Source organism: Sorangiineae bacterium MSr11367 (genome assembly GCA_037157805.1).
Lineage (GTDB): Bacteria > Myxococcota_A > Polyangia > Polyangiales > Polyangiaceae > Pendulispora > Pendulispora rubella.
Genome location: CP089983.1, coordinates 12,685,584 through 12,700,256, shown reverse-complemented (window position 1 = coordinate 12,700,256; position 14,673 = coordinate 12,685,584). Strand labels below are relative to the sequence as shown.

The window sequence follows — 14,673 nt, the reverse complement described above, 5'->3', positions numbered from 1 at the left end:
TTTCATGAGAGCATGGTGGGCGGTCGCGAACGTCGTGGTGTTGTCGCAATGCGTGCTGGCGGGCTGCTCGTCCTCCTCCTCGTCATCCCAGGATGAAGCGACGCCCATGCACCTGCGGGGCGCGTACCGAGCGACCACCGAGGGTACGATTCGCGAGATCACCTTTGGCGACGAGGGGCATTATTCGCTATGGCGAAGCCCGTGCGCGACCTCGACCCGCTGCCGGGAAGGCGGCACGTACGCCTTGAACGACGCGCACACCGAAATCGCGTTTACCAACGAGCGCACGGGCGAGAAGGTCGCCATGCCCTTCCACGCGCTGCGCGTCGGCGGCGGTGGATTGGGCGCCCAAGGCCTCGTCGGCAACGATGGAAAAGGCCTCGTTCAGGATCAAGTGACCCTCGTCTCGTCCTTTCAAGCCGGCCAGCAGGACTTCCAAGCCAACGCGTGCACCGTCGGCGGCGAGATCGCCCAGCGCGCGAACGACAACCTCGGCAAGGGTGCATGCGACACGATCAGCACTGGCGAGCACGCGTTTGGCTCGAGCTGCACGGGCAACGGCGGCAGCCCCGAGGAGTGGTGCGCCGATTTTGCCAAGTGGGTGTGGAACTCCACCGGCAAGATCGACGTCGACGGCCTATCCCCCGCGGCCGGCAGCTTCTACCTCTATGGCAAGAACCACGGGACCCTCAACGACACACCGCACGTGGGCGACGCCGTCGTCTTCAACTCCAACGGCGGCGGGTATGCCGATCACGTGGCCCTGGTCACCGTGGTGAACGACGATGGCACCATCCAGAGCGTCAGCGGCAATTGGAACGGCCCCAACGGCCCGAGCACGTCCCACGTCAAGACCAACATGCCCTCGTATTCCGGCACGGTCGGCAGCACGTCGAGCACGATGGGCGGCTACCGCATCGACGGATTCATCTCCCCGGCGTGCACCACCGGAACTCAGTGAGGAAGAGGGAACGAGGCGCCTTTGCAGGCGTTCTTCGAGCCGCACTTTCCATTGCATTTGCCACCGTCGTGGCCTCCACAGCCGGATTTCTCTCCAGACTCCAGGTTGGCGGGACCATCGCCGTCGCCCGCGATCTTCCCGCTGGCTCGAGCGCTGCCGAGGACGGCGACGCCGGCCAGGATTCCCACAATGGCGGATGCAGCCAATTTCTTTCCGGTGGTCATGATGCGTCTCCTATCTGCGGGATACCTTACTGGACGAACTGCGCAATGCGCGCATCGATGAAATCGATGAATGCGCGGACCTTGGCCGGCGGAAGGTGGCGCGAGGGGTAGAGCGCGTACAATGGAAAGATCTCACCGGGCCAGTCGCCGAGGATCTGGACGAGGGAGCCGTCCTGCAAGAGCGGCTCGATGCCAATCGCCTTGAAGCGCGCAATGCCCACGCCCTGCAAGCAAGCGCCGAGCAAGGTTCCGAATTCGGCCACCATGAGGCGGCTGGTGGCCCGGACGTGAACGACGTCGTCGTTCTTCTGAAAGCGCCACTCGTCGATGGGGCGACCGGTCAGCGAATCGCGCACTTGGATGCAGGCGTGGTGCGCGAGATCCGCGGGGACCTTGGGGCAGCCGTGTTTCTCGAGGTACGCAGGTGACGCCACCGTGACGGTGCGTGTCTCGAGCAGCTTTTTCGCCACCAAGGACGACTCGGGCGGCGTGCCGAAGCGCACGGCGATGTCGAAGCCCTCGCCCACGAGATCGCCCAATTGGTCGCGCGCGATCAGCTCGAGCGATAGCTCCGGGTGCAGCGCGAGAAACGCGGGCAGGTGCGGCGTGAAGAGCAGCCGCGAGAAGAAGGCGTCGACGTTCACGCGCAGGCGGCCACGCACGGCGATCGAAGCCCCGGACGTGACCGTGACCGCATCCTCGATGCCGTTCAGCAGGGGCGCCACCTCGGAATAGAGCTTGCGGCCCTCGTCCGTCAGCGCCACCGCCCGCGTCGTTCGATCGAGAAGCCGCACGCCGACGCGCGCCTCCAACCGCGAGACCGCGCGGCTCACGCCCGAGCGCGAGAGGCCGAGCGCGTCCGCCGCCCGCGCAAAGCTGCCGCCTTGCACGATGGCGGCGAGAACACCGACGTTGGAGATCACGCGCGCGTCGAACGCCATGCCTGCCTCTGTTGATTCTGCATCACCAATGATGTGACGCAATGACACCACCTGCAACAGTGGGCCGCGCCTAGAGATCCCCTCGGAGGCCACGAACATGTACGCAATCACGGGGATCACGGGGAAAGTCGGCGGAAACGTCGCGCGCACCTTGCTGGCGGCTGGCAAGCCCGTCCGCGCCATCGTGCGGGACGCGGGCAAGGGCGAAGAATGGGCTCGGCTCGGTTGTGAGGTGGCGCTGGCCACGGTGGAGGACAGCACCGCGCTGGCGCGTGCCTTGGAAGGGGCGACGGCGGCGTTCATCCTGCCGCCCCCCGCCTTCGATCCGCAGCCCGGCTTTCCCGAGGCGCGGGCACTGGCCCAAAGCTTCGTGCGGGCGCTCACCCTCGCGAAGCCGGCGCGCGCGCTTTACCTGTCGACCATCGGCGCCGATGCCCCGCACGAGAACCTGCTCTCGCAGCACACGCTCATCGAGGCCGCGCTGGGCGGTGCCGCGCTCCCGCTCACCATTCTGCGGCCGGCCTGGTTTCTGGAGAACGCCGCGTGGGACGTGCCGACGGCCCGCGACGCGGGCATGGTGCCAAGCTACCTGCAGCCGCTCGACAAACCGTTCCCCATGGTGGCCATCAAGGACGTGGGGCGCGTCGCCGCGGAGCTCCTTCAGGAAACCTGGACGGGTCAGCGCATCGTCGAGCTCGAAGGTCCCACCCGCGTCTCGCCCAACGATCTCGCCCGCGCTCTGGGGCGCGCGCTCGGAAAGCCCGTCCACGCCACGGCCGTTCCGCCGGCCACCTGGCAGGATCTCTTCCTCGCCCAGGGCATGAAGAACCCCGGGCCACGCGTGCGCATGCTCGAGGGCTTCAACGAAGGCTGGATCGAGTTCCGCGGCGGCGGAAAGGAAGCCCTCAAAGGTCGCATCCCCGTCGACGCCGCCATCGCGGCACTCGTGACAGCGCAGTCTTGACAGTTGACAGTATCAGTGGCAACACTTGGTTCTCGTGGAGGATCGGGAGGGGTTGACCCTGCAGCAGTTGAGCGATGAGTCCTCGCTGACACCGCGGACGATTCGCTATTACATCCAGCAGGGGCTTCTGGCCCCGCCCTCACCGGCGGGGCCGCACACGCGCTACGAGCAAGGGCACCTGGATCGGCTGCGGCTGATTCGGCAGCTCCAGCAACAGCATCTGCCGCTCGCGAACATCCGCAGCCAACTCGCCGCGATGAGCGACGACGAGGTGCGGACCGCGCTGGCGGCGCCAAGCCCCGCTCCCCCTGCGCGCGACGAGGGGGCGGCGCTGGAGTACGTCCAGGCGCTGCTCGGTCGGGAACGGGAGCGCGCCCCCGAATCGGCGGAGGGACGGGGATTTCCGCGTGCGCGCGCGCAGTGGGAGCGGTTGATCCTCGCGGACGACGTGGAGCTGCACCTGCGCAGGCCGCTGTCGCGCGAGATGAATCGAAAGGTTCAACTGTTGCTCGACGAAGCGAAACGGATCTTCGAATGAACAGGGGACGACGATGAACATCGGACTCGATCGAAGGGTGGTGCCCTCGCGCGGCGACGTGCGCTACCTGGCGGTATCGCTGGAGGCCCCGGAGGCGCCCTCGCGCAACGAGCGCCGGGCGGTCAATCTGGCGCTCGTTCTGGATCGCTCCGGCTCGATGGAGGGCAAGAAGCTCGAGCGCGTGCAGGAGGCGGCGCGGCACGTGCTGCGCGTGCTGCGGCCGTCGGACCGCGTCAGCACGGTCGCGTACCACGACGAGGTCAAGGTGCTCACCGCGTCGCAGCCCGCGACCGCCGAAGCGCGCGCACGCGCCGAGGCCGCGCTGGACACCTTGGAGGCGGACGGCAGCACCAACCTGAGTGGCGGATGGCTCACGGGCTGCGAGCAGGTGGCGCTGGGCCTCGAGCCCGCGCACGTCGGCCGATGTTTGCTGCTCACCGACGGCCTCGCCAACCGGGGAATCACCTCCCCCGACGAGCTCGTGCACCATGCCAGCGCGCTGCGCGAGCGGCGTGTCACCACCTCGACGTTCGGCGTGGGCCGCGACTTCGACGAGGTGCTCCTACGGCGGCTGGCCGAAGCGGGCGGCGGCAATTTCTACTTCATCGAGGAGGCAGGGCAGATCCCGCAGTTCGTCCAGGCGGAGGTCGACGAGACGCTCGAGATCACCGCACGCGATGTGTCCGTGCAGGTGCAGGCTCCCCGGGGTGTCCGCGTCGTTTCGCTCAACGACTTCCCCGCGCACCCGGCCGACGGCGGATTCCGCTTCGAGCTGGGATCGCTGGTCTCGCAGCAGCTCCTCGAGCTCGTGTTCGAGCTGCACCTGCCGCCCGGCGACGAGGACATCGCCCTCGCGGTGAGCCTGCGCGACCGCGACGGCGTCATGGCGACCGCCCCCGTGACGCTGGCGATCCAGCGCGCGGGCGACGCAGCTTGCGAAACGGCACCCCGCGACCAGGGTGTGCTGCGGCTCGCGGCACGGCTGCGCGTGGCGCGGGCGTCGCAGGCGGCGCTGGAGCAAAACCGCGCGGGCCGCATGACCGACGCGCGGCAAGGGCTGCTGGCCGAGGCGAAGGCGCTGGAGCTCGGGTCGCCCGGCGACGACGAGGTGCGCGCGCTGGCCGAGCAGCTGCGGCAGAAGGCCGCGCAGTTCGGCGAGCACATGGACGCGTTCTCGCGCAAGCAGTTCTACTACGAGAGCCATCGCTCCCTCAAAGGACGCGCGCTGAGCGGCAAGGCCATGCGCAAAGGTGATTCGCCCGCGCCCGCGGCGACACCGCCGCCGGGACGCGCGATGATCCCCACCGGTGGACTGCTGCTGCTCGTGCCCACCAGCCACGCGGTGGCCCCGGTGGTCGAACGCGCCGCGCGTGGATTGCTCTCCGTGGCCTCCACGTTGGGCGGCATCGCGCTGAGCACGCGGCTGCAGCAAGGCGCCCTGCCCGAGGCACCGGGGCCGCACGCGCTGCTGACGAAGTCCGACGAACGAAGCCTCGTCGCCGGCGCGCAAAGCTTGGCCGCGTCCGTGCGCCTGGTGGTGACCGAGCGCGGCTTCGAGGACCATTGGTTCTCGCATTGGCACGCGGCGGAAGGCGTGGCCATCGTCTCGCTGCACGGCTGGGCGGAGACCGCGGCCGTGGCCCCCGAGGCCTTCATCGCCTACGAGGCGCTGCTCTTCGGCCTCTATGCGCGCTCGGCCCAGTACGATCATCTGGCGCTGCTGCACCGCGAGACCCGCGGCTGCATCTTCGACTTTTGCCAACTGCGCGCGGAAATCGAAGTCAAACTGCAGACGGCCGATCTATGCACCGCCTGCTGCGCGAAGCTTGCCCAGGCCCACATCGACCCGGCCCAGCTTCACCCCTTCTGCGAGGTCATTCGCTCGATGTCGCGGCGGGCGCGCGCGATGCCTTCGAGCCCGGCGAGCATCTGACCGAGCATCGCGTTCACCGGCGTGGGCACACCGTGCCGGCGGCCGAGTTCGACGACGGTGCCGGCGAAGATCTCCACCTCGGTCTTTCGACCCGCCTCCACGTCCTGCAGCATCGACGTTTTCCCGTCGGGGCCCAGCCGCGCGATGAGCGCGAACACGGCCTCGAGGTCCGTCTCGGTGAGGTGAACGCCCTCGTGCGGGGCCACGGCCATCACCTCCAGGGCCGCGAGGCGCGTCAACTCGCGCACCTCGGGCACCGTGGCCAATGCACCAAAGGGCGCACGCAGCACGGCGGAAACCTGGTTGCCGCCGACGTTGAGCATGAACTTCCACCACTGCGCGTGCACGATGTCCTCGGGGATCTCGTACGGGATGGCCGCGCGCTCGAGGAGCGCCCGCACCGCCAGAACGCGCGGATCGGTGCGATCGCCCGAGCGCGCGCCGAACACGAGGCGACCGATGCTCGAGTAGCGCACCACACCGTCCTCGCGCACGGCATCGATGCCGACCACGAAGGCGTTCAGGAGCTTCTCCGCCCCAAAGGCGCGGCCCAGGATTTCCTCGCTGGAGATCCCGTTGAGCAAGGAGACGATGATCGTGCGGTCGCCGACGTAGCCGCGCACGTCGTCGATGGCCTGGGCCAAGTGATGCTGCTTCACCCCGACGAGAAGCAAATCCGCGGGCTCGGCGGTGCCGCCCGGCTCGAGGCAGCGCGGGTGCACGGTGCGGCCATCGACGGTGAGGCCTTCGCGCTCGATGCGCGCCCGGCGTTCGCCGCCGGCCACGATGGCGATGCACGCCGGGTCGAGCGCGAAGAAGCGTTCGGCGTAGGTCGCGCCCAACGCACCGGCACCGCAAAGGACGACCTGCTTCAGCGTGCTCGATTCCACGGCTTCCTCGGTCTCTTCAATCGTGCCGGTGCTTGTGGGCGAGCTCCTCGCTCTTGGCATCCCACTGCGCCGCAGGCACGGTCGCGTAACACGGCTTGCAGAGGTAATCGGCGCGCGTGCCAAAGCGCGCTTGGATGGCGTTCGCCTCGCGTTCCTCGTCGCACAGGGCGCACAGGAATTTCGCGTGGCCTTGCACGGCGCACTCGTCGCAGATGTGGCGGCCTTCGACGTTCACGGCGTAGAGCGTGATGTCGGGCCACCCCGCGCGCCTGGCCTGCTGCTCCGTCGTCATGTGCGGGAAGCCCGCGGAGTAGAGCGGCATGCGATCGGCCGCGGGAATCATGGGCCGGAGACAGCCCGCGCAGCGTTTCACGCGCACGGCCAGCGCGACGTACACGTGGTCGTCATCGATCGGTTCGAGAATTTTTGGAATGAAGTCGTCCACCGGTGCGATCCCTCCCAACGAGGGACCGGATTGTAGCTGAGCGGTGACGCCAGCAAGCGCTTTCCTGCACGCGCTCGGTAGGGTGAGTACATCACGCACAGCGGGGCAATTTGCCTCCATTGAATTTCTGCGCGCTTTCCGATGCTCCGGCCGTTTCAGGGGTTTCGGGCGCGGGCCCGATTCCGGCATGTACCGCCCGCCGTGGGGGACCAACCAATCGCTTTCGAAGGGATGCCACACCCCATGAACTCGCTACGAAACCTTCCCATTATCCTTCGCTACGAAGACGACGGCAGCATCCTCGCGCAGTGCCCGCTCCTTCCGGATTGCCAGTGCCGCTCGACGTCGCGCTTCGATGCCATCCGCAAGATGCAGCAACTCATCAAGCAGGCAGCGCCGACCAAGAAGCAGAAGTACGAGGTCATTCACCTCGCCGTGGCACCATCGTCGGAGTCCGCGGACGGCGCGCGCAAACGGTTGCCCAAGCAACTACGTCCGGAAAGCCCGTTGATCGAGGTGCTCTGAACCGATCCCGCTCGTCCAGTCCGGCGCTGCGGCACGGAATCCGCAAAGTGTCCCCGCATGCTGCACGGCACGTGTGGCACCGAAAGGAGGATTGCGATGACAGCCACCGAAAAAAGCGTCAACCAGCTCAATTCGTTTCTGCGCGGAGAGATCTCCGCGGTGGAGACCTACCGGCAGGCGCTCGAGCACTTGAAGACGACGACCCATCGCCAGGAACTCGTGTCGTGCCAACAGTCGCACGAACAGCGGGCCGCCATACTCGCCGAGTACATTCGGCAACTCGGCGGGACGCCCGCCGACACCTCCGGCGCATGGGGAACCTTCACCAAATTGGTCGAGGGCGGTGCCGCCGCATTGGGCGAAAAGGCCGCAATCAGCGCGCTGGAAGAGGGTGAGGACCACGGCAACCGGGACTACCAGTCCGACCTGGGCAACCTCGACACGACCACGCGTTCGCTGATCGAAACCCGCGTGCTCCCGCTCCAGCGAACCTCGCACGCCACCATGAGCGCCCTGAAGCGGCAGCTCTCGTAACCGGCTCTTTCTCGATCCCGCTCCCGATTCTCTTGAGAGATCGGGAGCGGGAGCGGGGTCCTATTACACTTGCTTCAACATCGTCTGCGCGTCGCTGACCTCGAACTTGCCGCCGGCTTCGACGTTGAGGCTCTTCACGACGCCGTCGACGACGAGCATGGAGAAGCGCTGGCAACGCACGCCCATGCCCTTCGCCGTGAGATCGAGCTCGAGGCCGAGCTTCTTCGTGAAGTCGGCGCTCCCGTCGCCCAGCATGCGGACGCGCGTGCCCACCTTTTGATCGCGACCCCAAGCGCCCATGACGAAGCCGTCGTTGACGCTGACGCACACGATTTCATCGACGCCCTGGGCCTTCAGCGCATCGTACGCCTCGACGTAACCGGGCACGTGCTTGCTCGAGCACGTGGGCGTAAACGCGCCGGGGAGACCAAAAAAGACGACCTTCTTGCCCTTGGTGAGGGCCTCGACCTCCACGGCCTCGGGTGCGGTCGGACAGTGCGTCGCTTCGTCGTAGCCCTTGGATTCATGAAGGGTGGCATTCGGAATTCGCTCGTTCGGCTTGATCATGATCGACCTCGTTTGTCGTGAATGGATTCTTTTTTACGGCGCGCAGCCTAGCATCGATTCGCAGGGCGTTTCGTCCAAGGGCTGATGAGCCCCCGTTCGAAGGTCGCGCTCTCGTTTGCCATCACCGCAGCCGTGGGCGTTGGTGGGTGGGCATTTTGGACGCACTCGCACCGAAACCGCCTCATTCAGCCCGAGGAGCCTCCGCTTCACGTGGAGGACCATTCGGCCGCCGAGCATGTCGCGGATCTTCCCTCCGGTCCGGGCGGCTCGGAGGCGCAGCTCCTGTCGAAGTATGGGCTTGCGATCGGCGAGCGCAGCGCCAAGAGCTTCCATCGCGGATACGCCGATCTGTTTCGCAAGCACCAGCCCGTCTACGTCACCGCAGATGCGATCCTCGAAGGCTGGTCGTCGTCCTACGACGACATTCTCGCCAGCGTCGAGTACCTGGCGCTCATGCCTGCGCTCGAACGTCTGCTGAACGGCCTTCGGAGCGAACTCGCACACGCAACGGGCAACGCCGAGGCACGGAGTGATCTCGACACCTACCTCACCGTGGCCGCCCGCTTGGCCACGGGCAAGCCGCTCCAACCCATCGCAGGCGCAGACGAACACGCCATCGACGCCATCGTGGAGAACGCGAACTACGCGCAGGGCTCAAAGCTCGCCCTGTTCGGCGGCATGGCGTTCGACTTCTCCATGTTGAAACCGCGAGGGCACTACACGCGGTCGACCGAGCTTCAACAGTATTTTCGGGCGATGTCCTGGCTCGGGCGCGTCGAGTTTCGAATGGCCGAAGGCAACAACGTCGACTGGACGGTCAACCGACGCGTGGTTCGCGTGGTGGCCTTGCTGCGCCGTCTCTTCACGCCGGACGCCCAGGTGCAGTGGCGCACGCTCGATTCGACGCAGGAGGCGCTCGTGGGCCCGCCCGATTCCATGTCCCTGCCGGGGTTCGACGCGGGCATGAAGACGCTCGCAGGCCACCTCGAGGACGCGTCCGATCGCGACGTGGTTCGTGCCTTCTTGCCGCACGCCCGGCAGCAAATCAACACGCAGATCGTCGATGCAGGCCACGACATCCTCGCCTTTGTCACGCTCGGGCAACGCTACGTTTACGACTCTCACGTCTTTTCGGCCCTCACCCACGGAAAACTGGTCACGGCGCGGACGATGCCCACGCCACTCGACGTGGGGGCGGCCGTCCTTCATCACCCCGGGGCGCGAACGCTCCTCGAGGACGAGGTCCAGCGCTACGGCGCCGAATACCAGGGTGCGCTCGCGAAGATGACCGCGCAGTCCGATGCACCGAACCCCGCGCTCTGGGAAGGAAGCCTCTACCACCGCTGGCTTCACGCGTTGCGCGAGCTCTCGCCCCAACCCGCACGCGACGCAGGGCTTCCCGCGCCCTTCACCAGCGGTGCGTGGGGGATGCGGCTCTTGAACACGCAGCTGGCGTCGTGGGCCGAACTGCGCCACGCGAACATCTTGTACGCCAAGCAATCCTTCGCCGAAGGTATTTGCGACTACCCCGATGGCTACGTGGATCCCTATCCGGCCTTTTGGGCGGCGCTCGAGGAGCTCGCACGAAGGGGCGGTGCCACGATGGACGCGTTGCTCTTGGCGGCGGACGCTCGGGGGCTGCAGGGGTACTTCCAGCACGCCGCGAGCGTGGCCGGCCGTCTTCGCGCCATGGCCGAAAAGGAGCGCCGCAACGAGCCGCTCGACAAGGATGACATCGATTACCTGAACCACATGGTGTCCATCGACGGCTCCCACGTGGGCTGCCACGGGCCCTACGAGATACCTGGCGGGTGGTACGCGGATCTGTACATGGACAAGAAGCAGATCCTCGACTTCAAACCCGTGATCGCCGACGTGCACACCGCCCCCCAAGACGACGTGGGCAGGGAGGCAGGACGCGTGCTGCACGTCGCCGTGAGCCCGCCGCGCGAGATCGCGATCACGATCCGGCACGACGGCGGGAAGCACACGCGCACGTACCGCGGCTACGTTTCGGCGTACTCCGAACGCATCACGGAGCATTCCTACCGCTACACCGACGAGCTCTGGGCCAGCGAAGGCGCGCCATGGACGCCGCCCGCGTGGCTCGCGCCCATCACGGTGACTACGCCTGGCGCTGCACCTCGATGAGCGTGATCTCGGCCGGTGCGCCCACGCGCATCGGCGGACCCCAGTAGCCGGTGCCGCAGCTCGTGTAGAGGAGCATTTCCCCCACGCGATCGAGCCCGGCGACGAAGCCTTGCTCGAGCTTCACGAAGAAGCCCCAGGGAAAGATCTGCCCGCCGTGGGTGTGGCCCGAGAGCTGGAGGCCCACGCCGGATTTCGCCGCCTCGATGGCCTGTTTCGGCTGGTGCGCGAGCAAGATGAGCTCCCGCGCCGGATCGCGTCCGTCGAGCGCGCGCTCCAAGTCGGCGCCGTGGCCAGGGAATTCGTGCGAGCGCCAGTCGTCGACCCCGGCGAGGTGAAAGCTGGCGTCGCCCTCACCGATGGTCACGTGCTCGTTGCGCAGCACGCGCACGCCGAGGCGCTTCAACTCGGCCAGCCAGGAATCGACGCCCGAGTAGTACTCGTGGTTGCCCGTGACGAAGAAGACGCCGTGCTTCGCGCGTAGCTCGCGCAGGTGCGCCACGTGCTCGCCCAGCTCCTCGACGCTGCCGTCCACCAGATCGCCGGTGATGGCCACCAGGTCGGGCTGAAGCTCGTTCACGCGGGCCACCACCTTCTGCAGCCACTGGCCGTCGATGGTCGGCCCGATGTGCACGTCGGAGAGCTGCACGATGCGGAAGGTGCCCAGCCCCTCGGGGAACTTCTTGAGCCCCACGCGCACGGGCTTCACCACCACGGGCGCCAGCACACTGGCCACTCCGTAGCCGGCCACGCCCACGGCACCGACCGCGATGAGGCCCGAGAGCACCCGGGCCAGAAAATTCCGCCGCTCGGGATCGTCCGGCACCACGCTCGAGGCCTTGAGCAGCGCCAGCCCTACGCGGATCGGCTCGGAGGCCAAGGTCAGGAAGAAGGCGATGATGACCAGGCCCATCCAACTGAACACCACCATCGCGACGACCGTGGCGAACGGACGCGGGAGATTGCGCGCCCCGATGATCCCGAGCGGCGTCAAAATGCCGCCCACGAGAAAGACCCAGCGGCCGATCTGCTGCACGGCCTCGAGCTCGGGCGCGCGCGCCAGCCGCGCGTAGAGGTAATAGTGGAGACCACCGGTCACCGCGAGCATGAGCGCGAGGAACGGCAAAATCGAATACCAGGGTCGCACCGTGCCGATCCTAGGTGAGGCGCGGCGCACGTCCAGGATGGGGCCTCCGCTCTTCACGAAACTTCACAAGCTCATCGTTGCGGGCCGAGCGGGCTGGTACACTGTTTCGGTGCTCCTCACGGCCTTCGGAGCCCTGGCGTTGACGATTTCCCTGGTGGTCGGCCGTCCGCACATCGCCCGCATCGGTCGGCTCGATCCGGCCATCGGGGCCATTCCGGGCGTGCTGCTCATGCTCGCGACCGGCGTGCTGGCGTGGCACGACATCCTGCGCGGGGCCACCCTGCTTTGGCGGCCGCTCCTGACCGTGGCGTCGGTGATGGCCATGACGTCCGTCGCGCACCGCCTGGGCATCCTCGATCGGGTGGCGCGCAGCATCGAAATCCGCACCCGCGGGGCGGTGACGCGGGCCTTCACCACGGTGTACGTCATCGGCGCGCTGACCGCGGCCATCTTCAACAACGACGCCGCCATTCTGCTGCTCACGCCCATCATCATCCCGCTCATCGCGCGGCTTTACCCGCGGCGTCAGTACCTGGTGGTTCCCTTCGGGTTCGCGGTGTTCGTCTCGGCGGGCATCGCGCCGTTGTGCACGTCGAACCCCATGAACCTGGTCGTGGCGGAGCGGGTGGGCCTCGGCTTCAACGCGTACGCGCTGCGCATGCTGCCGGTGGCGGCGGCGGGCTCACTCGTCTCGTATTTGATGCTGCGCGTGGCCTTCCGCAAGGAGCTCGAGGATTCCATCCCGGCGCGCGGTCCGGAGCATGGGTCGCTCGCGCCCATGGAATCGAGCGCCAACGCGGTGCTGATCATTCTCGGGGCGATGCTGCTCTCGTACCCCATTCTTTCGTACTTCGACGGCCCGGTGTGGGTCGCGGCCGCGTGCGGGGCGCTCATCATTTGCATCGTGGGTGTGCGCGATGGGCGGCTGACCGTGGGGCAGGCCTTCGGCTCGGTCGCGTGGGACGTGCTCGCGTTTCTCTTCGTCATCTTCGTGACCGCGCTCGGCCTGGAGAACGTGGGCCTGACCCACGCCATCGCGCAAATCTACGCGAGCGCGGGCGAACACACCGGCGCGCAGATCGGCCTCACCGGCGCCGTTTCCGCCGTGGGGTCGGCCGTGTTGAACAACCATCCGGCGGCGGCGCTCAATGCACTGGCCATCGGCGAGCTGCCCGGCGACAAGACATGGCGCACGCTCGCCGCGTTGGTGGGCGGCGATCTCGGCCCGCGCTTTCTCCCGATGGGATCGCTTGCGGGCCTTCTCTGGATCGAGATGCTGCACCGCCTCGGCGTGGAGATCCGAACGACCGACTTCGTGCGCACCGGCGTGTTGGTCACCGTGCCCACGTTGATCGTGTCGCTCGGACTCCTTTGGCTCGAGGCGTACTTCTTGGGTTAAGGCTTGAACGGTGCCGCGGCCTTTTGGGCGGCGTAGATCAACGCGGGGCGCATTTTCGGCCAGAAGAGGCTCGTCTGGCACGAATACGGCGGGAGGAAGCCGCTGCAGCTGCCAAACGTGTTCGGATCGCCCACCTCGATGGTGAACACCGAGACGCCGAGCTTCTCGTATGCCCAGTCGTCGGTGCTGCCCGAGGCGGCGTAGAGCACTTCGCCCGAGCGACCATACTCGTAGCCCGTGATCGACCCGAGCTGCCGGGCGATGGCGCGCTGCGTGGAGTCGTTCGCCGACGCCACGTTCGAGTAGTACCAAGGGAACATGACGGTGTTCGCGTCGGAGTGAAGCGTCATCAGGAGCCCCTTGGCCGTTTGCGGCGAGGGATCGCCCTGGTTCGGCCCGCGCACCGCCGGGAAGAGCTTGCGCCACAGGCTCTCCGACGACTGCGTCTCCGGCTCCGAATCCGCACGCGGCCCGCGGTACGTCTCACCGCAGACGTTCGTGGTCGTGCTGGCGCCGCCCCAGTGACTGGCGAAATTGCGATTCAAGTCCACGCCATGGTTGGGCACACTGCAGGTGGTGCTGGTCTCGTTCGCGTTGTCCGCGTTCTTGCGCTGCAGGCGCGGATTGTTGCCACCCTGCACAACGACATCCACACCATCCGGATTCGCAATGGGAACGACCCAAAGCTCCTCGGTATCGAGCAGCTGCTTCACGGTGGAGTCGCTGGCGTAATTGTCTACCAAGTAATCGATCCAGCGCCACGACATTTCACCGGTGGTGATCTCGCGCGCGTGAATTTGCGTGTAGAGCAAAAATCGTGGCTTCGTCGAATTGGGGCTTAGCGCACAATCGCCCGAGCCTTGCTTGGTGATGCAAATGGCCTTCAGATCGTAACCGCCGTTGCCCTTGGTCTTTTTCCACGATTGGCCGTACGTCACGACCTTGGCCAAATCGGGGTGGTCGGTGGCCACCTTGTCGAGGTGCGCATAGTGCGCATTGACCGTATGGTAGCCGCCGTAATAGGTCTCAGCGACATCCGCCAGAGTCGTCTCCTCATTGCTGATGCGCAATTGTGGAGGCGTCCACCGCGGCAATACGACTTCTTTGTGCAACGAAATGTCGAATCCCAGTGCGCGCAGCTGCTCGCCCGTCGCATCGTCGCCGAGAACGAACAGGTCATTCCCCTGGCGCCTTTCCAGCAAATCCACGCCGGAACTGGCCAATTCGTCGGCCCGCGCCACCGCATCGTGAACGCGGTATTCGTACATGCGGCCTTTCGAATCCGGCGAATCGGACGCCGTTTGATCATCGGATTCCGCCGAAGCGCTGCAGCCCGCCGAAATTGCCAGAATAACGAGTGCAAATGCACCAATGCCCCATCGTTTCATGATTCGCCTCCCTGTCCAGGAACGTCGGAAAACGAACTATTTCATCGCGGGAGCGATGCATAATTCGGC

At 66.6% G+C, this 14,673-nt stretch carries 15 protein-coding genes; 8 read left to right on the top strand and 7 right to left on the bottom strand.

The window, feature by feature from the left end:
• The first annotated feature begins 4 nt into the window (after positions 1 to 4).
• Positions 5 to 961 (top strand): CHAP domain-containing protein, encoded by a 957-nt coding sequence (locus tag LVJ94_49505; protein ID WXB04917.1) that lies wholly within the window; start codon positions 5 to 7, stop codon positions 959 to 961.
• Here LVJ94_49505 and LVJ94_49500 read toward each other — a convergent pair.
• Together LVJ94_49500 and LVJ94_49495 are read right to left on the bottom strand one after the other, a co-directional pair.
• Positions 955 to 1,185 (bottom strand): hypothetical protein, encoded by a 231-nt coding sequence (locus LVJ94_49500; protein ID WXB04916.1) that lies wholly within the window; start codon positions 1,183 to 1,185, stop codon positions 955 to 957. The genes LVJ94_49505 and LVJ94_49500 overlap by 7 nt on opposite strands.
• A 26-nt stretch (positions 1,186 to 1,211) precedes the next feature.
• The gene (locus LVJ94_49495; protein ID WXB04915.1) at positions 1,212 to 2,126 is read right to left on the bottom strand and encodes a LysR family transcriptional regulator; all 915 of its coding nucleotides are present in this window, start codon (positions 2,124 to 2,126) and stop codon (positions 1,212 to 1,214) included.
• Positions 2,127 to 2,223: 97 nt separating this feature from the next.
• On the opposite strand from LVJ94_49495, the gene LVJ94_49490 reads away from it, so the two are divergent.
• Genes LVJ94_49490 through LVJ94_49480 form a run of 3 tightly spaced genes read left to right on the top strand, consistent with a single transcriptional unit; the run spans position 2,224 to position 5,561 of the window.
• Positions 2,224 to 3,090: an NAD(P)H-binding protein gene (locus LVJ94_49490; protein ID WXB04914.1), complete on the top strand. Its 867-nt coding sequence runs from the start codon at positions 2,224 to 2,226 to the stop codon at positions 3,088 to 3,090.
• Positions 3,091 to 3,124: 34 nt separating this feature from the next.
• Positions 3,125 to 3,628: a MerR family transcriptional regulator gene (locus LVJ94_49485; protein WXB04913.1), complete on the top strand. Its 504-nt coding sequence runs from the start codon at positions 3,125 to 3,127 to the stop codon at positions 3,626 to 3,628.
• Positions 3,629 to 3,641: 13 nt separating this feature from the next.
• Positions 3,642 to 5,561: a VWA domain-containing protein gene (locus LVJ94_49480; GenBank protein ID WXB04912.1), complete on the top strand. Its 1,920-nt coding sequence runs from the start codon at positions 3,642 to 3,644 to the stop codon at positions 5,559 to 5,561.
• Here the strand turns inward: LVJ94_49480 and LVJ94_49475 are convergent.
• Both LVJ94_49475 and LVJ94_49470 read right to left on the bottom strand, forming a co-directional pair.
• A complete protein-coding gene (locus LVJ94_49475) occupies positions 5,486 to 6,451 on the bottom strand; it encodes a ketopantoate reductase family protein (protein ID WXB04911.1) in 966 nt (321 codons plus the stop codon). The two genes, LVJ94_49480 and LVJ94_49475, sit on opposite strands and share 76 nt — an antisense overlap.
• A gap of 16 nt (positions 6,452 to 6,467) precedes the next feature.
• Positions 6,468 to 6,896, bottom strand: coding sequence for a hypothetical protein (locus tag LVJ94_49470; protein ID WXB04910.1), 429 nt, complete (start codon positions 6,894 to 6,896; stop codon positions 6,468 to 6,470).
• 243 nt (positions 6,897 to 7,139) lie between these two features.
• On the opposite strand from LVJ94_49470, the gene LVJ94_49465 reads away from it, so the two are divergent.
• Together LVJ94_49465 and LVJ94_49460 are read left to right on the top strand one after the other, a co-directional pair.
• Positions 7,140 to 7,421 carry a hypothetical protein gene (locus tag LVJ94_49465; GenBank protein WXB04909.1) on the top strand — a complete coding sequence of 94 codons (282 nt, stop codon included), beginning with the start codon at positions 7,140 to 7,142 and terminating at the stop codon, positions 7,419 to 7,421.
• A gap of 96 nt (positions 7,422 to 7,517) precedes the next feature.
• A complete protein-coding gene (locus tag LVJ94_49460; protein WXB04908.1) occupies positions 7,518 to 7,955 on the top strand; it encodes a PA2169 family four-helix-bundle protein in 438 nt (145 codons plus the stop codon).
• A 63-nt stretch (positions 7,956 to 8,018) separates the two neighbouring features.
• Here the strand turns inward: LVJ94_49460 and LVJ94_49455 are convergent, their stop codons facing one another.
• On the bottom strand, positions 8,019 to 8,522 hold the full coding sequence (locus LVJ94_49455; protein ID WXB04907.1) for a peroxiredoxin: 504 nt from the start codon (positions 8,520 to 8,522) through the stop codon (positions 8,019 to 8,021).
• Positions 8,523 to 8,606: 84 nt separating this feature from the next.
• Between LVJ94_49455 and LVJ94_49450 the strand changes: the two genes are divergently transcribed.
• Positions 8,607 to 10,673 carry a DUF3160 domain-containing protein gene (locus LVJ94_49450; protein WXB04906.1) on the top strand — a complete coding sequence of 689 codons (2,067 nt, stop codon included), beginning with the start codon at positions 8,607 to 8,609 and terminating at the stop codon, positions 10,671 to 10,673.
• Here LVJ94_49450 and LVJ94_49445 read toward each other — a convergent pair.
• Positions 10,648 to 11,817 (bottom strand): metallophosphoesterase, encoded by a 1,170-nt coding sequence (locus LVJ94_49445; protein ID WXB04905.1) that lies wholly within the window; start codon positions 11,815 to 11,817, stop codon positions 10,648 to 10,650. The two genes, LVJ94_49450 and LVJ94_49445, sit on opposite strands and share 26 nt — an antisense overlap.
• A gap of 1 nt (position 11,818) precedes the next feature.
• Here LVJ94_49445 and LVJ94_49440 point away from each other — a divergent pair, with 1 nt between their 5' ends.
• A complete protein-coding gene (locus LVJ94_49440; protein ID WXB04904.1) occupies positions 11,819 to 13,216 on the top strand; it encodes a hypothetical protein in 1,398 nt (465 codons plus the stop codon).
• On the opposite strand, the gene LVJ94_49435 is transcribed toward LVJ94_49440, so the two are convergent.
• Positions 13,213 to 14,604 (bottom strand): hypothetical protein, encoded by a 1,392-nt coding sequence (locus LVJ94_49435; protein WXB04903.1) that lies wholly within the window; start codon positions 14,602 to 14,604, stop codon positions 13,213 to 13,215. The two genes, LVJ94_49440 and LVJ94_49435, sit on opposite strands and share 4 nt — an antisense overlap.
• Positions 14,605 to 14,673 lie beyond the last annotated feature (69 nt).

Coding starts and splice junctions, on each gene's coding strand:
- LVJ94_49455 (WXB04907.1), bottom strand. CDS start 8,522: ATGATCAAGCCGAACGAGCGAATTCCGAATGCCACCCTTCATGAATCC.
- LVJ94_49435 (WXB04903.1), bottom strand. CDS start 14,604: ATGAAACGATGGGGCATTGGTGCATTTGCACTCGTTATTCTGGCAATT.
- LVJ94_49450 (WXB04906.1), top strand. CDS start 8,607: ATGAGCCCCCGTTCGAAGGTCGCGCTCTCGTTTGCCATCACCGCAGCC.
- LVJ94_49460 (WXB04908.1), top strand. CDS start 7,518: ATGACAGCCACCGAAAAAAGCGTCAACCAGCTCAATTCGTTTCTGCGC.
- LVJ94_49500 (WXB04916.1), bottom strand. CDS start 1,185: ATGACCACCGGAAAGAAATTGGCTGCATCCGCCATTGTGGGAATCCTG.
- LVJ94_49490 (WXB04914.1), top strand. CDS start 2,224: ATGTACGCAATCACGGGGATCACGGGGAAAGTCGGCGGAAACGTCGCG.
- LVJ94_49465 (WXB04909.1), top strand. CDS start 7,140: ATGAACTCGCTACGAAACCTTCCCATTATCCTTCGCTACGAAGACGAC.
- LVJ94_49505 (WXB04917.1), top strand. CDS start 5: ATGAGAGCATGGTGGGCGGTCGCGAACGTCGTGGTGTTGTCGCAATGC.
- LVJ94_49495 (WXB04915.1), bottom strand. CDS start 2,126: ATGGCGTTCGACGCGCGCGTGATCTCCAACGTCGGTGTTCTCGCCGCC.
- LVJ94_49480 (WXB04912.1), top strand. CDS start 3,642: ATGAACATCGGACTCGATCGAAGGGTGGTGCCCTCGCGCGGCGACGTG.